The organism is Pseudomonas sp. 05L36, assembly GCF_056398125.1.
In genome coordinates this window covers 13,846-35,676 of record NZ_JBFTOU010000030.1, presented here as the reverse complement: position 1 = coordinate 35,676, position 21,831 = coordinate 13,846, and the positions used below count along the sequence as shown (strand labels likewise).

Sequence of the window (21,831 nt, the reverse complement as noted above, 5' to 3'; positions counted from 1 at the left end):
CGCCTCACGGCGCGGCGCCGGCAATCGGCGACAGCGGCTCAAGGACCTTGATCTGCCGGGCGTCGACAAACACCTGCGGTTTGCCTTGGTGCAACGCGTCCATCACCTCGGCATTGTCCATCGGCTGACCGAGGCGACCGACGTCCTGGCTGTTGGCAGAAATCACCCCATGGAAATCGTCGAGCGCGCCGTGCAGTCGTCGCACAAGGCGTTCAAGTCTGGCGTGTGAACGAGCATCACACGGCAGGCGGTTTCGCCAGTTCAATGCCCGCAGCACCCAGCCGCTTGAGAATTTCAAACAGCAGCTCGCTTTTGATCGCGCCAACGGTGCGTGGGCTGCCGACATAACCGGTGATGGTCAAGGTGATGCCTTCCGGTTTCAGCTGACTGAAACGCAAAAATGGCGCTGGTTTATCCAGAATGGATTCATGCTCGGTGTAGGTGTCCATCAGCAGGTTTTGCACCAGCTCCGGATCGATATCCAATGGGAACATCAGTTCGAGTATCACCACGCCCTGGGCGCTGCCGCCGAGGGTGACGTTGCGCAGGTTCTGCGAAATCAGGTGGGAGTTGGGCACGATCATGATCGAGCGGTCGGCCAGTTGTATTTCCGTGGCCCGCACGTTGATTCGTCGTATATCGCCTTCGACGCCACTGATGCTGATCAGGTCGCCGACTTTCACCGGGCGCTCGGTGAGCAGGATCAGGCCGGAGATGAAATTCTTCACGATCTCCTGAAGGCCGAAGCCGATACCCACGGACAGGGCACTGACGATCCAGGCGAGGTTAGTCCACTTGATCCCCAGCGACGCCAGCGTGAGCAGGACGACGGACACGTAGCCGATGTTGGCGAACAGGGTGCTCAGCGAGGCGCACATGCCCGGGTCCATCTCGGTTTTCGGCAGGAACTCGTTATCCAGCCAGCGCCGTAATGAGCGAATCAGGTAGATGCCGATCACCAGGGCGAGGATGGCATTGACCAGGTTGTCCGGGACGATGTTCAGTTTGCGCAGCCCTTCGCCGCCGAGTATGGCCACGGTGCCGGTGACCAGTTGCCCGAGCGTCGTCCCCACGCCGCCGACAAACAAGGCAATGATGCCGATCAGCAGGAGGATGGCGCGGCCTGCCCCGGACAACACGGTGCAGATCTGCTCCAGGCGCGGATTGCCGATGCCCAGCAGCTGTTTGATGGTCTTGCCGGCGGGTTGCCGGGGCGAAAAAACGTAGTCGCAGGTGTCCTGGTAAACCTGTGTGAGCAGGTAGAAACCGGCGAAGATGATGAATATCCAGACCAATTCATAGGTGATGAAGCGGGCCATCGTCACGTAGCCGATCACCAGGGCGAACAGGGACACCACCACAGCAATGCCGGTAAACGCATAAATCAGGCCGGCGAAGGTGGTGACGCCTTCGGGAGCCTCGCCGGCCACTATCAGGTCCCTGCGAGTCTTGCTGACGCGCAACAGCAGCGCACCGATCACCAGTGCCGCGAGCAACGCCACGATGCCCCGACCGAACAACACCACTTCGGCGCTCATGCCGGTGACATTGCTCATCTGCACCAGGGTCACCAGCACCAGCAGCATGCTAGCCAGCAACCTCGGATAGGGCTCCATCGCCAGCGCCACCGGATCGGCAATATCGGGCAGGCGCCATGAGGGATGTTTGGTCGACAACAGTGCGCGACTCAATCCGGTGATCAGCACGCAGGTATAGGCCAGCTTTTCCAGATACTGCGCCAGGTCGGCCAGCAGCGGGGTGTAGGGCAGTTGGCGGGTCCCGGCAAAATGCAGCAGTTGCAGGGCGATGCCGGCGGTCAGCACCGTTGCCACTACCGATGCCAGCGCAAGGGAGCTGCGCCGCAACCGGCCTTCAGGCATTCGATGGATGCACAACCATGCCAGAGCCCGGCCGGCGAGCTTTCGCCCCACGGTCCAGATGGCCAAGGCCAGGATCAGCAGGGCGGCCGTGATCCCGCGTTGTCCGGGTTGCCAGGCAGCCCGGTGCGTGACCTCGAGTTGCTCGATGAGAGCGCTGAAACGTTGGCGGTCCTCGATCGGAAAATCGAACAATGGCGACCAGAAACCCGGGTTCAGGATACTGCTGGTCTGCTGGGTCACTTCCGCTTCCAGCAGGCTGCGCCGAATACTGCCAATCTGGGTGATCAGCTCGGCGGCACTTATTTTCAGCGCGGCCAGGGTTTTGAGTTGGCTATCGATCTTGTTTTTTTGCTCGCTGAGGGTGTCTCGTTGGGTGGTAATCGCCGACGTCACCAGTGCGTTCTCGTCGAGCAGCACTGGCCCCAGCACGTTGAGTTGCGCCTGCAACTGCGCCTGCCCGGGCAGCAGCGATGTGGACAGGCGTTCAATATCCTGAATGAGTACTTGCACCAGGTCCTGTGAGCTTTCCAGCTGGGTGTAATTGCTGGCCTGGGAAACCTGCTGCTTGAGGCTGTTCAGCTGGTTTTGCACCCCCAGTAATTCGCTGTCGGCGATGCTGATGATCGGGGCTGCGGGGGCGGGGGCAAGGGTGTCGGACGCCGCCAACAGCCATCCCGGGCTGGCCGTCAGAAGCGCGAAGGCGACGTAAATCATTGACCTCAGTACATTGCACATCGGCGTGCTCGACGGGTTGTTAGTCACTTAGCCAATGAGGTTAGGTCATGACACGCGCCCTCGAGCATTGTTTTGTCGCAAGTGCCCCGGGTGGTTTTCGCTCAGGCGTTACTCATGCTGTTGCCGCGCCGGGAAAAACAGTTCGAAGCAGGTGATGCCGTCGGCACTGCTGACGTGGCAGGCACCGTTGTGCAGTTGCATGATCGTCGCCACGATCGACAGGCCCAGGCCATTTGATTGGGCCGAGCGTTCACGGGACTCATCGACCCGGTAGAAGCGTTCGAACAGCCGTGGCAGATGCCGGGCCGGGATGGTCGGGCCGTGGTTGCGCACTTGTACCTGGATGCCGTCGGCGGTCGGGCTGGCGTGGATGCACAGCTCGGAATGCGGCGCGCCGTACTTGATGGCGTTGGCGCACAGGTTGGCCAATGCACGACGCAGCAACATGGGCTCGGCCCAGATCAGGCCGTTGCCCCGGGCATTGATGCAGATGCCAACGTCGGTTGCCGGGCCTTCGAAATAGTCGGCCATGCGTTGCATTTCGTCGGCGGCATCCAGCTCCTGACGCTGGCGCAAGGCACTGCGCGGATCGGTGCGGGCCAGAAACAGCATGTTGTCGAGCATGCGCGCCAGGCGCTCGAGCTCTTCGACATTGGAGGCCAACAGCTGTTGATAGGCGTCGGTGCTGCGATTCTGCTGCAAGGCCACCTGGGTTTCGCCGAGCAGGTTGTTGATCGGCGTGCGCAGCTCGTGGGCCATGTCGGTCGACACCTGGCCCAGTTGTATGAAGCCTTTGTCCAGCCGGTCGAGCATGGCGTTGAAGGCGTCGATCATCGGCAACAGTTCCAGCGGCGCGCCCTGGTTGTCGAGGCGTTCGTTGAGGTTGCCGACGTCGATGCTCTGGGTGTGGCGGGCCAGGCGCCGCACGGGCAACAGGCCGCGATGCACCAGCACATAACCGGACAGCGCCAGCAGAATCGCCGCGACGCTGGCGAACAGGTACACATTGAGCCGGTAGTCGGCGAGCACGGCGGTGCGTTCGGTCATCAAGCGCCCGGTCACCACTTGCAGGCTGCCCAGATCACCCGAGTCGATGGTCGCCGCCAAGGCGGAAAACGGCACGCCATTGACGTTGGGCAAATGCTGCACGTCGTCCAGGGTCAGCCGATGATCCATGGCCACCGGGGTCAGCACCGGCATTGTCAGGTTGCCCGGGTTGACCACCAGCAACGGCGGTTGGCCCGGGGTGCCGATGGTCAGCAGGGCCTCGCGGTTGCCCATCATGTTCTGGAACAGCGCCGGTTTGGCCTTGATCAGGTCCAGGGTATTGCTGTCGTTGAGGAAGGTGCGCAACTGGTCGATGCGGGTGATCAAGGCAATGTCGTCGCGGCGGATCAACTCGCGCTCCAGGTCGCGGTACAGCGCGACACCCAGCAGCGCCAGCGAGACAAACGCCAGCAGGGCGAACACCAGCGCCAGACGCAGGGTCAGGGAGTGACTGAGACGGGAGGCGGATTGCAGCGGCGTCATGGCATTCATGGGGGCATTCAGGGTTGAGTGTCGAAGCGGTAGCCGATGCCGCGCACGCTGTGGATCAACTTGAGCGGGAACGGATCGTCGATTTTCAGGCGCAGGCGGCGCACGGCGACATCGACGACATTGGTGTCGCTGTCGAAATTCATGTCCCAGACCCGGGAGGCGATCATCGAGCGTGACAGTACTTCGCCCTGATGGCTGGCGAACAGGTGCAGCAGGGCAAATTCCTTGTTGGTCAGGGTGATGCGGTTGCCGGCGCGGCTGACGCGGCGCTTGAGCACGTCGATCTGCAGGTCGTCGACGTGCAGGTGTTCTTCTTCCCGTGTAGGGCCGCGCCGGGTCAGGGTGCGCAGGCGTGCCACCAGTTCGGCGAAGGAAAACGGTTTGATCAGGTAATCGTCGGCGCCCAGTTCCAGGCCTTTGATGCGGTCGGCGATGTCATCCCGGGCGGTGAGGAACAGCACCGGCGTGTCGGCTTCCTTGCGCAGGCGGCGCAGGACTTCCCAGCCATCCATCTTCGGCATCATGACGTCCAGCACGATCACATCGAAATCGTGTTCCAGGGCCAGGTGCAAGCCGTCGACGCCGTCCCGCGCCAGGCTCACCGTGTATCCGAGTTCCTGCAGGCCGTTGAGCAGGTAATTGCCGGCCTTGGGTTCGTCTTCGACTACGAGGATGTTCATCGGGACCTGCCTGTTTCGGTCGGGCTACGGGGGCGCATCAGTGGCGCAAGTGTAGCCCGATCAGCGGTGACGGCAGGCATCCGCTCAGTTCTCACCAATGCAGCCCACGCCCTGGACCTGGTAGTCCAGCTGGTGCTCGCGACCCTGGTGGTCGAGGTAGTTGAACTGCGCTGGCACGATGCCGCAATTGCCGTTGAGGTCGGTCATCGACAGGACCTTGGCCACCTCCACCGGGACATAGAAGCCGTCGTTGTCGTGAATGATCGATGAGGTGGGCTGGTTAGCGGCAAACGCCGAACCGGTGGCGAGCAGGGCGGCAAATCCAAGGATCAACATTTTCATGACGAATCTCTCTCTACAAGGGCAGGGTGGCTGCCGGTGGTTGGCCTGACAGTGAGTTCAGGTTAACGAGGCGATCCGGACAGCCGACCAACAGCTTGATGACAAAGTTGTAATCAAACGCAGGTTGGAACACCGCAAACCCTTGTAGGAGCGAGCTTGCTCGCGAAGGACGTAAAGGCACTGTGTTTATTCAGACAGCACGCGTAATCGTTAGCGTCCATCGCGAGCAAGCTCGCTCCTACAAGGTGTTGCAGCGCTTTAAAACAGATCAACCCACGGATCCATGGCCTAAGCTTGTTCGCAGGCCCATGTTCATCGAGTACGTCGATGGGCAAACGGCACCTATAAAAACAATGCAATCAGGAGATGCCCATGTCCGCTTTGATCCATCGTTTCAGTCGTTGCGTGGCCGCTGGTTTGACCGCTGCCGTGCTGGTCGCACCCGCCTTCGCGCTGGATACCGTGAAATTCATGGCCCCGGGCTCGGTGGGCGGTGGTTACGACCAGACCGCCCGGGTGCTGGGCAAGGCCATGGTCGAAGCCAATACGGCCAAGGCCGTCACTTTCGAGAACAAGGGCGGGGCCGGCGGGACCCTGGGCCTGGCGCAATTTGCCAACAGCACCAAGGGTGACCCGAACGCCTTGTTGGTGGTCGGCGCGATCATGGTCGCGGGCATCGAACAGAACAAACCGCAGATCAGCCTGAAGGATGTGACGCCCATTGCCCGGCTGTTCACCGAGTACAACGTGATCGCCGTGCGCAAGGAGTCCGAGTTCAAGACCCTCGATGACCTGATCAAGGCCTTCAAGGCCAATCCGACGAGCATCACCTGGGGTGGCGGTTCCAAGGGCTCGGTGGATCACATCGGCATCGCCGAGCTGGCGGGCAAGCTGGACGTGCCGGTCAACAAGGTGAATTACGTGGCCTTTGGTGGCGGTGGCGAGGTGGTTGCCCAGGCGCTGGGCGGGCAGCTCAAGGTGATCACCGGCGGTTACGCCGAGCTGGGCCAATACATCAAGACCGGCCAGTTCCGTGTCCTGGCCATCGGCGCGCCGGAGCGCGTTCCCGGCATTGATGCACCGACCCTCAAGGAGAGCGGCTATGACGTGACGATCGGCAACTGGCGCGGCGTTTACGGTGCAGCGGGTCTCACCCCGCAGCAGCGCAAGGAAGTGATCGACGCGGTCGTGGCCGCCACCAACAGCAAGGTCTGGCAGGACAATATCCAGACCAACGCCTGGACGCCCAGTGTGCTGACCGGCGATGAGTTCGGCAAATTCGTCGAGGAAGAACACGTGCGGTTGCACGCCATGCTGGTCAAGGTCGGGCTGATTTGAAATGGCCACACTGCGCGCAGTGGTGCCGACGCAATTGGCCGTCGGCATCGGCCTGATCGCCATCAGCGTCGTGCTGGCGATTGGCGCCTACCGTTTTCCGCCTGAAATGGGTTTTGTCATCCTCCCGGCGTACGTTTATCCCTATGTCGTGGCAGGCTTTCTGGGCGCAGTGGGGCTGCTGCTGGGGTATCAGGCCATCAGTGGCGGCTTTCGCGAGCTGGATAACGACACCCCGACGGTCCCGGGTGGAAAAGCCGGTGCGGCCTGGGTGACCGCGGGTCTTGTCGGGGTGGCGGTGCTGATCAACCTGATCGGGTTTGTGCTGGCCGCCGGGTTGCTGTTTGCCTGTTCGGCGCGGGGTTTTGGCAGCCGTCATCCCGTGCGGGACCTGGCCATCGGCATTGCCTTGACCCTGCCGATCTACTGGCTGTTCAACGCCGGGCTGGGGGTTTCCCTGCCGTCGCTGATCAACATTTGGCTTTGAAAGGAGATCGACACCGTGGACATTCTTTCAAGCCTGGCGATGGGTTTTGCCGCGGCGTTGACGCCGATCAATCTGATGTGGGGGTTCATCGGCTGCCTGCTCGGCACCGCCATCGGCGTGCTGCCGGGGATCGGTCCGGCGTTGACAGTGGCCCTGTTGTTGCCGATCACCGCCAAGGTCGACCCCACCGGCGCCTTGATCATGTTCGCCGGTATCTACTACGGCGCGCAGTTCGGCGGTTCCACCACTTCGATTCTGCTCAACACCCCCGGCGAGTCGTCGTCGATGGTCACGGCCCTGGAAGGCAACCTGATGGCGCGCAACGGCCGGGCCGGACCTGCGCTGGCAACGGCGGCGATCGGCTCGTTCGTCGCCGGCACCATCGCCACGATTTTGCTGACGCTGTTTGCGCCCATCGTGGCCAGGCTGGCACTGAATTTCGGCCCGACCGAGTATTTCGCGATCCTGGTGTTGTCGTTCACAACCGTGTCGGCGGTGCTCGGCGCCTCGATGCTGCGCGGGTTTGCCTCGCTGGGCGTCGGGCTGACCATCGGTTTGATCGGGCTGGATTCGACCTCGGGTATTGCCCGCTACACGTTGGGCGTTCCCGAACTGGTGGACGGTATCGAAGTGGTGCTGGTGGCGGTCGGTTTGTTCGCGGTGGGCGAGGCGTTGTACAGCTTGCTCTATCAAACGGAGTCAAATGAAGGGCGGCATCGACTGACCTCGCTGTGGATGACTCGCGCCGACTGGAAACGCTCAGTCCCCGCCTGGTTGCGCGGCACCCTGATCGGTTTTCCGTTTGGTTCGATTCCGGCCGGTGGCGCCGAGATTCCGACCTTTTTGTCCTATTCCACCGAACGCAAACTCAGCAAGTATCCCAAGGAGTTTTCCGCCAACAAGGGCGAGGGCGCCATCGAAGGCGTCGCCGGCCCGGAAGCGGCCAATAATGCCAGCGCGACCGGATCGCTGGTGCCGTTGCTGACCCTGGGCATCCCGACGTCCGCCACCGCTGCGATCCTGCTGGCGGCGTTCCAGAACTACAACCTGCAACCGGGGCCGATGCTGTTCGAAACCTCCGCCGACCTGGTCTGGACGCTGGTGGCCTCGCTGTACATCGGCAACGTGATCCTGCTGGTGTTGAACCTGCCGCTGGTGGGGCTGTGGGTCAAACTGCTGCAAATCCCCCGGCCGTACCTGAACGCCGGCATCCTGGTATTCGCCACCATCGGCGTGTACGGCATGCGCCACTCATCCTTCGACCTGATCCTGATGTTGGCGATTGGCTGGGGCGGGGTGCTGATGCGCCGTTTCGACTTCCCCGTCGCCCCGGTGATCGTCGGCATGCTGCTGGGGCCGATGGCCGAGAAACAACTGCGCAACGCCTTGTCCATCGGCCAGGGCGACTGGACGGTGTTCGTCACGCAACCGATCTCGGCGTTCTTCCTCGCCCTGACGCTGCTGGTGCTGGTGGTGCCCCATGTGTTGCATAAACGCGGCATCAAGTTGCATGAGGATGATTGAGCAATCTCTGTAGGAGCGAGCTTGCTCGCGAAGGCGTCGGGTCAGTTGATATTTACTTCGCTGACACACCGCCTTCGTCGGAACGCCGCCCGGAGCAAGCCCGCTCCCACAGGGTCTTGCAGTGGACCAGGTGGAAAACCAATACCTGACTAACTCAGGCCAGCATCGACATCAACCCACCCTGACGATCCAGTTTGGCCAGGTCGTCGAAGCCCCCGATGTGCGTGTCGCCGATGAAAATCTGCGGCACGCTGCGGCGGTTGCTGCGGCTGAGCATTTCCTCGAATTTGCCTGGCTCGCGCTGAATATTGATCTCCTGCATCGCCACGCCTTTGTTCGCCAGCAAGGCCTTGGCGTTGCGGCAGTAAGGGCAGGTGTCGGTGGTGTACAAGGTCACGGTGTTCATGGTGAGTACTCCGTCGTTCAAGTCATTCAAGCATCGATGGCCGGGAAGTCGATGTCGGTCAGCGCTGTGTTGTTCAGGTAGTTGGTCAGTGTCTGCGAAGCCACGTGGGCGATCACTTCGATGATCTTGCCGTCGTCGATACCGGCGGCACGCGCAGTGGCGATCTGTTCGACTGTCAGGTGGCCACGGCTTTCGGTGACCTGGCGGGCGAGGGTGGCATAAGCGTTGAGTTCACCCTGACGCGCACTGAGGATGTCCTGACCTGATAGCCCGGCCTTGCCGGCAAACAGCGTGTGGGCCGCCAGGCAGTAGTCGCAGCCGTTGACCTGCGAGGTGGCGAGGAACACCGCTTCTTTTTCCGTGGCGCTCAAGGACGTCTTGCCCAGTGCGGCCGAGTTTTGCAGGTACGAGGCCAGTACCGCCGGGGCGTGGGCCAGTACCTTGAACAGGTTGGGCAGAAAACCGATTTTCTTCTGCACGCCTTCCAGCAGCGGGCGGGTGGTGTCGGTGGCGTGTTCGATGTTGATCGGGGCAATGCGGGTCATGGTGATACTCCGTGGTGTGAAGCGCGGTATGCGCTAGGTACGGAGCTGATGTTAGGGAGAGTGCTTGGCTTGTTGGGTGCAAATCGTCGAGGATATGCGACAGATCGTCCAGATCCGCCTTCGGGAGCCCTGTCATGGATCGCTTGTCCACGTTGCTCACGCACTTCGGCGTCAATGCCGGCACCTTTCACAGCGGTACGTTTTGCGGCACCGCCGCCTACGACGGCCAACAGGCCAGCGGCCACTTGCACCTGCTTCAGGCTGGCGAACTGTTGCTCAAGATGGGCGATCAGCCGGATCTGCAATTGACCGAACCGAGCCTGATCTTTTTCCCCCGGCCCTATCGACATCGCCTGTTCGCGTCTGAAGCGTCCGGCACGCAACTGGTGTGCGCGACCCTGGATTTCGACGGCGGTGCGGGCAATGCCCTGGCAGCGGCGCTGCCGGATTACCTGGTGCTCAAGCTCGATGAAATCCCGACGCTGGCGGGGACCCTGGAATGGCTGTTCAATGAGGCGTTTGACGGTACGTGCGGACGCGAAGCGGTAATGGATCGCCTGTTCGAGCTGCTGGTGATTCTGTTATTGCGGCACATCCTGAGCACCACTGGCCAGCAGCCGGGCATGATGGCCGGCCTCGCCGATGCGCGCCTGGCGCGGCCCCTGAGCCTGATGCACGAAACCCCGGCCAAGGCCTGGAGCGTGGCCGAACTTTCGGTCGCCGCCAACATGTCGCGGGCCAGTTTCGCCGAGCACTTTCGCCAGGTGGTCGGGCAGACGCCGGTGGATTACCTGGTGAGCTGGCGCATCAGCCTGGCGCAGAAACGTCTGCGCGAGGGCCGGCCGATTGCGCTGATTGCCGAGGAGGTCGGTTACGAAAGTCCCTCGGCGCTGGCCCGGGCGTTTCGGCGTAAAACCGGGCTGAGCCCCAGGGAGTGGAAAGGTAGTTGATTCACCCGAAAACCCCTGTAGGAGCGAGCTTGCTCGCGATGGCGGTAGTCCATTCAACATCAATGTCGACTGGCCTGACGCTATCGCGAGCAAGCTCGCTCCCACAGGTACGGCGGTGGTTTTAGCAATGCATCAGAACTTGAACGCCTGCCGTCCCACCAACAGCCATTTACCGTCCTGCTTTTGCCAGATCTGGAAGTTTTCGATTTCGGTGGGCACCACTTCAGTACCTTTGAGCGCTTGCGCCGAGAAGTGGTGACGGACCAGCGCGACATCGCCCGAGACGGTTATGGTCTGGTTTTGCATCTCCAGGGTCTTGAAGGCGCTTTTGCCGGTTTCGATGTCGGCGATGAAGGCCTGCTTGTCCTGGATCTTGCCGCTGGAATGCCCGTAGGTCAGGTTCTCGGCGGTCAAGGCGTTCAGTTCCGGGATGTCTTTGTGCAACATGGCCTGGGTCAGGTGGTCGACCGCCTGGGCCACGTCCTTGTCCGCGGCAACCTGGGTGGCGGCGACGTAGCCGCTGAACAGGCACAGAAAACCAATCAGCATTTTTGCTTTTTTCATGGGTGTTTCCTTGTTGTTGTAGGGATAGCGCGACGACTGGGCGAATATTCATCAGTCATCGTACAACTTAGCACGCATTGGCGGAAAAAAGCGAACTTGCCCGGCGGCCTTGCCTCGAAGTTAAAAGGGCGATGCCCTGACTTCGAGGTATTCCAGTCATGCAGCCGAACCAACGTTTACGGCACGACCTGACATTGCTCTTGGTATTCCTGGTGATTGTCGTGGTGTCGGGTTTTTTCCCCCGCAGCCGGGTGGACTGGGCGCTGGAAAACCTGCTGGTGCTGTTGCTGGTGGGGACGTTGGTCGCGGTTTCCCGTCGGTTCCGCTTGTCGGCGGCGTCCATCACGCTGGTGTTTGCGTTTCTGTGCGTGCATGAACTGGGTGCCCACTACACCTATTCCCTGGTGCCTTACGATCATTGGTCTTCGGCGTGGTTGGGCTTCAGTTTCGACCGGGCGGCAGGTGCTCACCGCAATCACTACGACCGACTGGTGCATTGCAGCTACGGGCTGCTGCTGGCTTATCCGGTGCGCGAAGTCCTGTGGCGCCTGACGCCGCTGCGCGGTTTCTGGCTGTTTTTCGTGACCCTGAACATCATGCTGTCGACCTCCGCCGTGTATGAACTGGTGGAGTGGATCGGCGGGGCCTTTCTGGGCAATGACACGGCGAACGCCTTCGTCGGCGCGCAAAACGATCCGTGGGATTCGCAGAAGGACATGGCCATCGCGGTGGTTGGGGCGTTTGCCTGTCTGTTGCTGGTGTCTTTGCGCGGCATGGCGCAAAAACACTCGATGACGACAGCAAGGTGATCGGGTGGATCGGTTTGTTTCCAGACAGGACGCCATCGCGAGCAAGCTCGCTCCCACAGTGAATCAGGTGTACGCAGCATTTGTGTACGACCTCGATTCCTGTGGGAGCGAGCTTGCTCGCGATGGCGTCCTATCCAACAACACCGTCCTCACGGCCTAAAGATACTTATCCGTCACAGCCCCCTCCGAAGCACTGGAAACCGTCTTTGCATACTTGGCCAACACCCCGCGCGTGTACTTGGATGGCGGCCGCACCCAGCGCGACTTGCGCTCGGCCAGCATGGCATCGGAGACATCCACCGTGATCTGCCGGGTCTCTGCATCGATGATGATCCTGTCGCCATTCTCGACCAGTGCAATCGGCCCGCCTTCAAAGGCTTCCGGCGTGATGTGACCGACCACGAAACCGTGGGAGCCGCCGGAGAAACGGCCATCGGTGATCAGCGCCACCTCCTTGCCGAGGCCCTTGCCCATGACCGCCGAAGTCGGCGAGAGCATTTCGCGCATGCCCGGCCCGCCCTTGGGGCCTTCATAGCGGATCACGACCACTTCGCCGGGCTGCACTTCGCCATTGAGGATGCCGGCCAGCGCACCTTCCTCGCCGTGATAGACCCGGGCCGTGCCTTCGAAGCGCAGGCCTTCCTTGCCGGTGATCTTGGCCACGGCGCCGTCGGGCGAGAGGTTGCCGCGCAGAATGACCAGGTGGGAATCCTTTTTGATCGGCTGGTCGAACGGCCGGATCACGTCCTGGCCGGCCGGGTAGTCGGGCACGCTGGCGAGGTTTTCCGCCAGGGTCTGGCCGGTGACAGTCAGCACATCGCCGTGCAGCATGCCGGCATCGAGCATGCGTTTCATCAGTGGTTGAATGCCGCCGATGGCCACCAGTTCGCTCATCATGTATTGGCCGCTGGGGCGCAGGTCGGCGACCACCGGGGAAATCTTGCCCAGTTCGACGAAGTCATCCAGGGTCAGCTCCACATCCACCGCGTTGGCCATGGCCAGCAGATGCAGCACGGCATTGGTCGAGCCGGCGAGGGCGATCACCACGCGAATGGCATTCTCGAAGGCTTTACGGGTCATGATGTCGCGAGGCTTGAGGTCGAGCTTGAGCAGCTCCATGACCTGCTGACCGGCGCGGAAACTGTCCGATGCCTTGTCGCCACCAATGGCCTCCTGAGAGCTGGAACCGGGCAGACTCATGCCCAAGGCTTCGATGGCCGAGGCCATGGTGTTGGCGGTGTACATGCCGCCACAGGAACCGGGGCCGGGAATCGCCACTTCCTCGATCTGCTTGACCTGGATCTCGCTGATATCGCCCCGCGCGTGTTGGCCCACGGCCTCGAACACGGAAATGATGTCGGTGTGGCCGGTGCCCGGCTGGATGGTGCCGCCATAGACAAAGATCGACGGGCGATTGAGCCGCGCCATGCCGATCAGGCAGCCCGGCATGTTCTTGTCGCAGCCGCCGATGGTCACCAGGCCGTCGAAACCCTCGCAACCGGCCACCACTTCGATGGAGTCGGCGATCACCTCGCGGGACACCAGCGAATACTTCATGCCTTCGGTGCCGTTGGCGATGCCGTCGGAAATGGTAATGGTGTTGAAGATCACGCCCTTGGCGCCCGCGGCATTCGCGCCTTTTTCGGCTTCCAGCGCCAGCTTGTCGATGTGCATGTTGCAGGGCGTGACCATGGCCCAGGTCGAGGCGATGCCGATCTGCGGCTTCTGGAAGTCGGCATCGGTAAAGCCCACGGCCCGCAACATGGCGCGTGCCGGAGCGGCCTCCACGCCGTCGATCACTTGAGAGGAGTACTTGCGCAGATCGTCTTTGTCGCTCATGACTGCTCCTTTCGCTCATGGCTGTTCCTATCACTCATGGCTGTTGCTCACACACTCGGTGAGAAAAACAGGATGAGTATAGAAGGCCGGGCGCCCGGGCCCGGACTAACCGGTCGGGAACAGACGCGCGGGTAAGCCTTGTCGTGATATTCTGCGCGCCAACTTGGTTTGACCTATTCAGTTTGCATGTCCGCAAGACGTGCCGACGGAATCACTGTCGCTCAAGTAGCTGAAGCCAATAACGATAAAAAGTCAGTTCAGAAGGGACATTAAAGTGGGGTCGATGCGGTTCATCGGCCTTGTGTGCCCACCCTGCAATCCTTGAGTGCCGCACCCGTGACTGCCGTGAAACACGGGGCTGTGCGCATGAGGATGGAAGGGCGGATGGCGTTTTATCATAGGTGCTACAGATGTTTAAGAAAGTGAACACGGCCCTGCTGGGGCTGGCTTTGTCGATGGGGATGTCATCCGTCCACGCGCAAGAGGCCAAGAAAGTCGATGTGCTGCTGATCGGCGGCGGCATCATGAGCGCGACCCTGGGTGTGTGGCTCAATGAGCTGGAACCTGGCATGTCGATGGAAATGGTCGAGCGCCTCGACGGCGTCGCCCAGGAAAGCTCCAACGGCTGGAACAACGCCGGTACCGGTCACTCCGCCCTGGCCGAGCTGAACTACACCCCGGAAGACGAGAACGGCAAGGTTTCGATCCCGAAGGCCGTTGAAATCAACGAAGCGTTCCAGATCTCCCGTCAGTTCTGGGCCTGGCAGGTTCAGCAAGGCGTGCTGAAGAACCCGCGTTCGTTCATCAACTCCACTCCGCACATGAGCTTCGTGTGGGGCGATGACAACATCAAGTTCCTGAAGAAGCGCTACGAAGCCCTGCAAGCGAGCCCGCTGTTCGCCGGCATGCAGTACTCCGAAGACCCGGCTGTGATCAAGCAGTGGGTGCCGCTGATGATGGAAGGGCGTGACCCGAACCAGAAGATCGCGGCCACCTGGAGCCCGCTCGGCACCGACATGAACTTCGGCGAAATCACCCGTCAGTTCGTTGCGCACCTGCAAACCACGCCGAAGTTCGACTTGAAGCTGTCCAGCGAAGTACAGGACATCACCAGGAACGAAGACGGCAGCTGGCGCGTCAGCTACAAGAACCTGAAAGACGGCAGCAAGACCGAAACCGACGCCAAGTTCGTGTTCATCGGCGCCGGCGGCGGTGCCCTGCACCTGCTGCAGAAGTCCGGCATTCCTGAAGCCCGTGAATACGCAGGCTTCCCGGTAGGCGGCTCGTTCCTCGTGACCGAGAACCCGACCATCGCCGAGCAACACCTGGCCAAGGCCTACGGCAAGGCTTCGGTGGGCGCACCGCCGATGTCGGTTCCACACCTGGACACCCGCGTGCTGGACGGCAAGCGCGTGATCCTGTTTGGCCCGTTCGCGACCTTCAGCACCAAGTTCCTGAAAGAAGGTTCGTACCTGGACCTGCTGACCACCACGACCACCCACAACGTGTGGCCAATGACCAAGGTCGGCATCAAGGAATACCCGCTGGTGGAATACCTGGCAGGCCAGCTTATGCTGTCGGATGAAGACCGCATGAACGCCCTGAAAGAATACTTCCCGAACGCCAAGGCTGAAGACTGGCGCCTGTGGCAAGCCGGCCAGCGCGTGCAGATCATCAAGCGTGATGAAGCCGCCGGTGGCGTGCTGAAACTGGGCACCGAAATCGTCGCTTCGCAAGACGGCAGCATCGCCGGCCTGCTGGGCGCCTCCCCAGGCGCTTCGACTGCCGCACCGATCATGCTGAGCGTGCTGCAGAAAGTGTTCAAGGACAAGGTCGCGACCCCTGAGTGGCAGGCCAAGCTGCACCAGATCGTACCGAGCTACGGCACTCAGCTGAACAACAGCCCTGAGAAAGTTGCAGAAGAGTGGGCCTACACCGCCAAGGTGCTGCAGCTGACTCCGCCACCAGCGGTGATCGCGCCGGCTGTGAAGCCAGTGACTGTCGATACTGCTGTGAAGGCTCCGAAGGCTAATGCTGCGAGTGATATGGCTCTGTAATTAGAGACCGGATCAAAAAAAGCCCACTGAACCGGCGACGGTCAGTGGGTTTTTTTGTGTTTGGTGTCAGTAAAATTGTCAGCGAGAAGTATCACCGGTGGGGCTGTTTTTTAGAGTTTAGGGTGGTAATCAATATTGTTTCGCGTTTTCGGTTTTGTTTTTATAGTGGGTGTTTAAATGCTGTAGTTGTAGTAGGTTGCGGTTTCGTAGTCATAAATTGATATGGAACGTCCATTTATGTTGCCGTTAAAGTAACTGCTGGTGTGATAGTCGTAACCTGTGAATTGAGTCCCATTAAGGTTGAGTTGGATGTAAGCGCTGTTGCCGTAATCATATAGACTGCTTGAGGTTCCAGTTATGTAGCAGTTCCTGTCGTGGTCGTAAATATTAATGTTGGTTTGATTGATGGTGCCACTAATATTTATGTGTCTAGACTCTGAGTAGTCGTACACGGATGAGGCGTTATTGCCAGATAAACAGGCAGTTGTGTAAGCAATACATGCTCGAGAGTTAGTATTCAATGCGAACTCCTTACAGAAGGGTTGTGTGGCTGGCTTCTGGATCGATCACTCAACATGATTTTCGGTTTCTTCGCCAAAATTTCTCAAAAAATTGGATCTTATTACTCTTTGGATAAGTTGGCGAAGCTATCGAGTATTTTGCTGTAATTTGTTAAAGTCTTAAGTGCCCCGTTCTTGGTCAGGTAATACAGGTGATGCATCTTTGTTGTTGTGTCGGTTTTTTGTTCGTATGTTAATTGTCAGCAGCTAATTAGACTTAGTAGGTTGTCGGTCCACACTCCATCAGCGTACGTTCTCAAGTAAGGTGTTCCGTTAGTAGGCTTAACAACTCCGACATTTGCACGTTGACCATTCGAGTCCAAAACATAGAAGGTGTCTGTACCTGCCTCTATGCGTCTCGCGGTGTCAGAGGTAGAAAGAAACCAAGGTACAGAACCATTACCAACCTGAATAATCCGTTCGTGAAATCTATTTGAGTCTGACAAGGTGATACAGGTGATCCTGCAATCCTGCAATCCGGCATTTTGGCTTTCCTTTTATCGATTTTTCTAGGCTTTCGGACGTCGCTGAACTGATTGTAGACAAACATCCATCCATCGCTAATTCTAATGATCGGAGTTCTAAATTTACGGCCTAAAGAACAAATTCGGATCAATTTAAGATTTCTCTGAGGTGCTAGGCTTACGTTCTTGCTGTGCGTCTTTCACCTGCTAACTAGGCTTGCACTTCACAACCCACCTCGCTAACCTTGGCCCGTCGCTGCCAATTCAGCGAACGGGTGTGGTAGCCCGGTTTCTTCATAGACCCAGAACGCCTCAGGGCGTTTTTTTGTGCTGGCTGCTTTGTGGCGGCTGTGCATGGGAGGCTTCGGCCTGCCGGGTTCCTATGACCGGTCTACCACCCCGTGTACAGTCGTCTCCCTATTTTGCGTGGTAGCGGATGGGGAGAGGCTCACTTCATAGGAGCTTCACAATGATAAAACCAACTCCGAATCCCCCTGAAACGGACGCGCAGATAGACGCCGATTCCGAGTCCTCATCTCGCAAGCCCCAAATGACCGACCGCCGTCCCAACCCCATCTTCACCATCGCCCCCAACGTCAACAACGAAACTCTCCTGGTTCACGCCTGTGAAACCCTTGCCTCGGCCAGTGTCATGGCCAGTGAACTGGCGTTTATCCTCTCCGGCCCTAAATGCAATTTGGCACTGGGGGTTCAACAGATGATTGCCTTGGCGGAACTATCGGTGAACCGCGTGCTGGATCAGGTAGATCCGCAGTAGCAGGCGAGGGCGGTTTTAGCCTGATGTGAAAAAGCCCACTGAACCGGCGACGGTCAGTGGGCTTTTTTTGGGTTTTTCACGCAATCCCGGGGAACACCGATACCTGTAGGAGCGAGCTTGCTCGCGATGAACCTGAGAACCCCGCGGGGTATCAGGTTTGCAGCGTCATCGTTGACGTTCATCGTCGGAACGCCGCCCGGAGCAAGCTCGCTCCTACAGAGGACCACATTCGCTTAACTGAACAGCATTGCTCTCTATGCCGCACGCTTCGGCAGCCCCTGTCATCAATTGCCAAGTCACTGACGCTTAATGTGAAGCAACCCGCTTGCACGTGACGATACTGGTTTGTTTACCGACCTCGAACCGTAAAGCGAAACCGCATTGGCACATGAAGTCCTGCCTCGCTACTCTGATGGGGGACTGTCAGTTGCATCTCAATAAAACAATCAGAGAGAGCGCAGAATGAAGTTCAGTTTCGTAGACAGCAACCAGCCGAGCCGCCGGCGGGTTTTACGCGATGCATTCACTTTGGCTTTGGCGGCCTCGCCGTTGGCAAACCTCGCCAAGGCAGCAGACGAAAACGCTGAAGAAGTGACCTTTGCCGCTGGCCCACGACCGTTGGTGCAATACCCGCAAAAACGCCCGTTGACCCTGGTGACCACTCGACCGCCGCACCTGGAGACGCCGTTCCCGGTGTTCAACGAAGGGCCGATCACGCCCAATGACGCCTTTTTCGTGCGTTATCACCTGGCCAGTTTCCCAACCAGCATCGATCCCGACAGCTACCGCCTGACGATCAAGGGTTCGGTCGATACGCCGCTGTCGCTATCTCTTGCCGAGCTCAAGGCCCTCGCCGAACCGGTGGAAGTGGTGGCCGTCAATCAATGTTCGGGTAACAGCCGTGGCTTCTCGATGCCGCGGGTGTTTGGTGCCCAGTTGGGCAATGGCTCGATGGGCAATGCGCGGTGGGTGGGGGTGCCGCTCAAGGCGGTATTGGAAAAGGCCGGTGTGAAAGCCGGTGCCGCGCAAGTGACTTTCCGTGGGCTCGACAAACCCGTGCTGCCGAGCACGCCGGAGTTCATCAAGGCGCTGGACATCAGCCATGCCATGGACGGCGAGCCGATGATTGCCTGGTCGATGAATGGCACCGACCTGCCATTTCTCAACGGTTACCCGATTCGTCTGGTGGTGCCGGGCTATTTCGGCACGTATTGGGTCAAGCACCTGAGTGAGATCGAGGTCATCGACCATACCTATGACGGTTTCTTCATGGCCAAGGCGTACCGGGTTCCGGATAACGATTGCTTCTGCATTGCCCCCGGCACCACGGCGGCGAAAACCCGGCCGATTTCCAGGCTGCCGGTGCGCAGTTTCATCACCAGCGTTAAACACGGCGATGTATTGCCGCTGAACAAAAGCGTGGTGCTCAAGGGCATCGCGTTCGACGGTGGCGTTGGGGTCAACAAGGTGGAGGTGTCGATCGACGGCGGAAAAATCTGGCGCGAAGCTGCGCTTGGGCAGGACCTTGGCCGTTTCTCCTTCCGTGAGTGGACACTGCCGATCACCTTTACCAGCAAGGGCGCCACGCAGTTGATGGTACGGGCCAGCAACAGTGCGGGCGAGACTCAGCCGCTGCAGGCGGACTGGAACCCCGGTGGCTACCGCCGCCACGTCGTCGAAACCAGCCACGTGACCGTCGCCTGAGGAGGACTGCATGAAACTTGTGAAACTCATGAGCACCGTGCTGTGCGCGGTTCAGGTTGGTCTGGCCAGCATGGCGGGTGCAGCGCCACTGTCGATCACCTTGCCGCCCGAAACGGCGGCGCTCAAGCCCAGTACGTTGCCGGGCTACCCATTGGCGCAGCAGAAGTGTTCGATCTGCCATTCGGCCGATTACATCAACTTCCAGCCGCCTGGCATGAGCCTGGCGCAATGGACTGCTGAAGCAGGCAAGATGCAGCAGGTGTACGGTGCGCCGATCAGCGACCAGGAGGTGAAGGTGATCGGCGCCTATCTGGCAGTGACCTACGGCAGTGCCCAGGCGAGCGATGCCGATGTTCAGGCGGCCTCGAACCCGCCGACGGATCAGCCACCGACGGTGTCGGTAGCGAAAGTCGCCTCGATCTTGCTCCAGGACAACGCCTGCCTGTCCTGTCACGCGGTCGACCACAAGGTCGTCGGCCCGGCCTATCGCGATGTGGCGGTCAAGTATGCCAATGACCCGCAGGCACTGGCCCGGGTAATGTCGAGCATTCAGCACGGCGGTAGCGGCAAGTGGGGGGATGTGCCCATGCCACCGTTCGCGCAGTTGAGTTCGGACGACCTGAAGAGCCTGGCGACGTTCATCATGAAGCAGTGAATCAGCGTTAGCCTGATGAGAAAAAAGCCCACTGAACCGGCAACGGTCAGTGGGCTTTTTTGGGGGCGCAGGTTTGTTCAAGGCATCTAGGTGTTGGCACTGAAGCGCTTGAGAATGTCCTGGTACATCTTGGTCCGTCGATGATCCTGGCCATAACCGCCAGCAGCGGCAACGGTGCCGGCCTGGACGTGGTCCAGGTACTTGAAGATTTTGCCGGGCGACAGAAACACGACCTTGTAGCCAAGCCCGATCACCCGGTCTTGCAACTCATAACCGGGCACACGGTCGTCGATTTGAAAATGCAGACCTTGCTGCTTCATCAGCCTGCAATTCCATAGCGTGCAAAAGCTTTTCAAGTAAGTTTCCCTGTAGGGTTTTGGCTCTTTTGATCGCAGGCCGAGCGATTGCTTGAGGCGCCGGTAATGGTGCTTGAGCAGGCGTGAAGTGAAGCGCCACACGGTCCTTGGCAGTCCGCGGTTGAGTTGTTCCGTGCAACCGACCGCTGCGACGTTTCGATCTTTTGTGCAGTGGTCCATCATCATCGCGAAGACGTTTGCATCGAAGACAAACGTGTCGGTGTGCATCAGGAACAGATAGTCGGTATCAACCCTGGTCAGTGCCATGTCCAGCGCCTTGCCATGGGCGATGTGGCCCGGCTCTTTGGTCGGGGCATCCCGTTCGACCAGATTGATCCAGTCGAGTGAGCGCAAATACTCGACGCTGGCGTCCGCCGAACCGTTATCCACCACCCAGACCGGGATTGCGGCTTTGCGTACAGGCTCGCGCAACAGGTCAAGGCAGATCCTGGTCAAATCAAGGGTTTTGTAATTAACCAGAACGATGCTGAACGGTGGCTTGGCGTTTGTATCGACACTATCCATCTTCGAAATGCTCGACGACTTAAAAGCGTCGAAGACTAACAGAGGCAACCTTAGCCCAGGCTTAATTTCACCTGGGCCGTTGGTGTCGAGGCGGGCACAGGGTTTTGAGCCGCTTGCCAGGGGCGCAGGCTATCGCTGCCTGACGCCCTCGAATGTGCCAGTGCGCACCTCGCCACTGCGGACGTAACGGGCGATCAGCACGCCCCCGGGCGAGCTGATCGAGTTCAGCAAGGTGAAGGCCGACGCTTGTGCATTGTCGTCGAACAAATGCTTGCCGCGCCCCAGCAGGATGGGATGAATCATCAGCCGCAACTCGTCCACCAGGCCGGCGGCAAGCAGTTGGCGCACCAGTTCGCCGCTGCCTTGGGTCAGTAGCTGAGGACCGTCCTGGCGCTTGAGCGCGCTGATCGCGTCGACCAGGTTGCCCTGCAGCGCATGACTGTTCTGCCAGGCCAGCGAATCGGCGCTATGGGTGGCCACGTGCTTGGGTACGCCGTTGAATAGATCAGCAATGGTGTGGTGGGTGGAGTCGGCCTGAATGTGTGGCCAATAGGCGGCGAAGATGTCGTAGGTACGACGTCCCAGCAGCAACTCGAACGGCTGGGAGAACAGGTCCTGTACGGCCTGACCGGTGGTTTTGTCGGCGTAGGGGACGATCCAGCCACCGAAGCGGAATCCACCACTGGTGTCCTCTTCAGGCCCGCCGGGCGCTTGCATGACGCCGTCCAGACTCACGAACGCGGCAACGGTGAGTGTGCGCATGTTCTTCTCCTGATTCATCCGGATGAAAAAGTTCAGGCAGGGAAATCTGCGATCCCTTGGGACCATTCCCTGATAGATAGTCGAACCGGACGCTGTGAAATCGACAACAAGCTGCGCGGTTTTCTATTTCTCGTGGGAATGCATTGCGATAAGCCCCTGTTTTCCAGTGGCCGCTGGTGGACGCACGATGTAATGCGGTAGCCAGTCAGTCGAAGATCTGCGATCTGATTTGTTTCGCCCGGTTTTCGATGATGAGCGACGCAGGGTAGGCACTGGCTAGCTCTGGTCTGTCTGTATGGACCACTTACGATAGTGTAGTGTCGGAGCCACAAAGG

At 59.7% G+C, this 21,831-nt stretch carries 21 protein-coding genes; 9 read left to right on the top strand and 12 right to left on the bottom strand.

Annotated elements, in window-relative coordinates:
- Positions 1-4: 4 nt before the first annotated feature.
- The 5 genes from AC1DKH_RS25505 to AC1DKH_RS25485 all read right to left on the bottom strand — a co-directional run bounded on the left by AC1DKH_RS25505 (position 5) and on the right by AC1DKH_RS25485 (position 5,176).
- Positions 5-205: a hypothetical protein gene (locus AC1DKH_RS25505; RefSeq protein ID WP_477799663.1), complete on the bottom strand. Its 201-nt coding sequence runs from the start codon at positions 203-205 to the stop codon at positions 5-7.
- Between the two features lie 31 nt (positions 206-236).
- Entirely contained in the window at positions 237-2,615 is a 2,379-nt protein-coding gene (locus AC1DKH_RS25500; protein WP_477799662.1) for a DUF3772 domain-containing protein, read from the bottom strand.
- A 108-nt stretch (positions 2,616-2,723) separates the two neighbouring features.
- The gene (locus AC1DKH_RS25495) at positions 2,724-4,154 is read right to left on the bottom strand and encodes a heavy metal sensor histidine kinase (protein WP_477799661.1); all 1,431 of its coding nucleotides are present in this window, start codon (positions 4,152-4,154) and stop codon (positions 2,724-2,726) included.
- 8 nt (positions 4,155-4,162) lie between these two features.
- Entirely contained in the window at positions 4,163-4,834 is a 672-nt protein-coding gene (locus tag AC1DKH_RS25490; protein WP_477755628.1) for a heavy metal response regulator transcription factor, read from the bottom strand.
- An 84-nt stretch (positions 4,835-4,918) separates the two neighbouring features.
- Positions 4,919-5,176: a DUF2790 domain-containing protein gene (locus tag AC1DKH_RS25485; protein WP_477799660.1), complete on the bottom strand. Its 258-nt coding sequence runs from the start codon at positions 5,174-5,176 to the stop codon at positions 4,919-4,921.
- Between the two features lie 372 nt (positions 5,177-5,548).
- On the opposite strand from AC1DKH_RS25485, the gene AC1DKH_RS25480 reads away from it, so the two are divergent.
- Genes AC1DKH_RS25480 through AC1DKH_RS25470 form a run of 3 tightly spaced genes read left to right on the top strand, consistent with a single transcriptional unit; the run spans position 5,549 to position 8,522 of the window.
- The gene (locus tag AC1DKH_RS25480; protein WP_477788671.1) at positions 5,549-6,514 is read left to right on the top strand and encodes a Bug family tripartite tricarboxylate transporter substrate binding protein; all 966 of its coding nucleotides are present in this window, start codon (positions 5,549-5,551) and stop codon (positions 6,512-6,514) included.
- A 1-nt stretch (position 6,515) separates the two neighbouring features.
- The gene (locus AC1DKH_RS25475) at positions 6,516-6,998 is read left to right on the top strand and encodes a tripartite tricarboxylate transporter TctB family protein (protein ID WP_477755625.1); all 483 of its coding nucleotides are present in this window, start codon (positions 6,516-6,518) and stop codon (positions 6,996-6,998) included.
- Positions 6,999-7,013: 15 nt separating this feature from the next.
- The gene (locus AC1DKH_RS25470; RefSeq protein ID WP_477755624.1) at positions 7,014-8,522 is read left to right on the top strand and encodes a tripartite tricarboxylate transporter permease; all 1,509 of its coding nucleotides are present in this window, start codon (positions 7,014-7,016) and stop codon (positions 8,520-8,522) included.
- Positions 8,523-8,676: 154 nt separating this feature from the next.
- Here AC1DKH_RS25470 and grxC read toward each other — a convergent pair whose 3' ends face one another.
- The gene (gene grxC / locus AC1DKH_RS25465) at positions 8,677-8,928 is read right to left on the bottom strand and encodes a glutaredoxin 3 (RefSeq protein ID WP_477755623.1); all 252 of its coding nucleotides are present in this window, start codon (positions 8,926-8,928) and stop codon (positions 8,677-8,679) included.
- A 26-nt stretch (positions 8,929-8,954) separates the two neighbouring features.
- Complete coding sequence (locus tag AC1DKH_RS25460) at positions 8,955-9,473, bottom strand: carboxymuconolactone decarboxylase family protein (RefSeq protein ID WP_477799659.1); 519 nt, start codon at positions 9,471-9,473, stop codon at positions 8,955-8,957.
- 134 nt (positions 9,474-9,607) lie between these two features.
- Here AC1DKH_RS25460 and AC1DKH_RS25455 point away from each other — a divergent pair, with 134 nt between their 5' ends.
- Positions 9,608-10,423 (top strand): helix-turn-helix domain-containing protein, encoded by an 816-nt coding sequence (locus tag AC1DKH_RS25455; RefSeq protein WP_477799658.1) that lies wholly within the window; start codon positions 9,608-9,610, stop codon positions 10,421-10,423.
- A gap of 132 nt (positions 10,424-10,555) precedes the next feature.
- Here AC1DKH_RS25455 and AC1DKH_RS25450 read toward each other — a convergent pair whose 3' ends face one another.
- Complete coding sequence (locus AC1DKH_RS25450; protein WP_477755620.1) at positions 10,556-10,987, bottom strand: nuclear transport factor 2 family protein; 432 nt, start codon at positions 10,985-10,987, stop codon at positions 10,556-10,558.
- Between the two features lie 158 nt (positions 10,988-11,145).
- Between AC1DKH_RS25450 and AC1DKH_RS25445 the strand changes: the two genes are divergently transcribed.
- Complete coding sequence (locus AC1DKH_RS25445) at positions 11,146-11,796, top strand: DUF2238 domain-containing protein (RefSeq protein WP_477799657.1); 651 nt, start codon at positions 11,146-11,148, stop codon at positions 11,794-11,796.
- Between the two features lie 156 nt (positions 11,797-11,952).
- On the opposite strand, the gene ilvD is transcribed toward AC1DKH_RS25445, so the two are convergent.
- Positions 11,953-13,635: a dihydroxy-acid dehydratase gene (ilvD, locus tag AC1DKH_RS25440; protein ID WP_477799656.1), complete on the bottom strand. Its 1,683-nt coding sequence runs from the start codon at positions 13,633-13,635 to the stop codon at positions 11,953-11,955.
- A gap of 410 nt (positions 13,636-14,045) precedes the next feature.
- Here ilvD and mqo point away from each other — a divergent pair, with 410 nt between their 5' ends.
- Positions 14,046-15,692 carry a malate dehydrogenase (quinone) gene (gene mqo, locus AC1DKH_RS25435; protein ID WP_477799655.1) on the top strand — a complete coding sequence of 549 codons (1,647 nt, stop codon included), beginning with the start codon at positions 14,046-14,048 and terminating at the stop codon, positions 15,690-15,692.
- A 760-nt stretch (positions 15,693-16,452) separates the two neighbouring features.
- Here the strand turns inward: mqo and AC1DKH_RS25430 are convergent.
- The gene (locus AC1DKH_RS25430; protein ID WP_477799654.1) at positions 16,453-16,728 is read right to left on the bottom strand and encodes a DUF3892 domain-containing protein; all 276 of its coding nucleotides are present in this window, start codon (positions 16,726-16,728) and stop codon (positions 16,453-16,455) included.
- A 457-nt stretch (positions 16,729-17,185) separates the two neighbouring features.
- Between AC1DKH_RS25430 and AC1DKH_RS25425 the strand changes: the two genes are divergently transcribed.
- The 3 genes from AC1DKH_RS25425 to sorB all read left to right on the top strand — a co-directional run bounded on the left by AC1DKH_RS25425 (position 17,186) and on the right by sorB (position 19,853).
- Positions 17,186-17,494, top strand: coding sequence for a DUF6124 family protein (locus AC1DKH_RS25425; RefSeq protein WP_477765311.1), 309 nt, complete (start codon positions 17,186-17,188; stop codon positions 17,492-17,494).
- Positions 17,495-17,956: 462 nt separating this feature from the next.
- Positions 17,957-19,198, top strand: coding sequence for a SorA family sulfite dehydrogenase catalytic subunit (gene sorA / locus AC1DKH_RS25420; RefSeq protein ID WP_477799653.1), 1,242 nt, complete (start codon positions 17,957-17,959; stop codon positions 19,196-19,198).
- A 10-nt stretch (positions 19,199-19,208) separates the two neighbouring features.
- On the top strand, positions 19,209-19,853 hold the full coding sequence (gene sorB, locus AC1DKH_RS25415; protein ID WP_477799652.1) for a SorB family sulfite dehydrogenase c-type cytochrome subunit: 645 nt from the start codon (positions 19,209-19,211) through the stop codon (positions 19,851-19,853).
- 86 nt (positions 19,854-19,939) lie between these two features.
- Here the strand turns inward: sorB and AC1DKH_RS25410 are convergent, their stop codons facing one another.
- Both AC1DKH_RS25410 and AC1DKH_RS25405 read right to left on the bottom strand, forming a co-directional pair.
- Complete coding sequence (locus AC1DKH_RS25410) at positions 19,940-20,734, bottom strand: glycosyltransferase family 2 protein (RefSeq protein WP_477799651.1); 795 nt, start codon at positions 20,732-20,734, stop codon at positions 19,940-19,942.
- A 129-nt stretch (positions 20,735-20,863) separates the two neighbouring features.
- Entirely contained in the window at positions 20,864-21,496 is a 633-nt protein-coding gene (locus tag AC1DKH_RS25405; RefSeq protein ID WP_477799650.1) for a dihydrofolate reductase family protein, read from the bottom strand.
- Positions 21,497-21,831 lie beyond the last annotated feature (335 nt).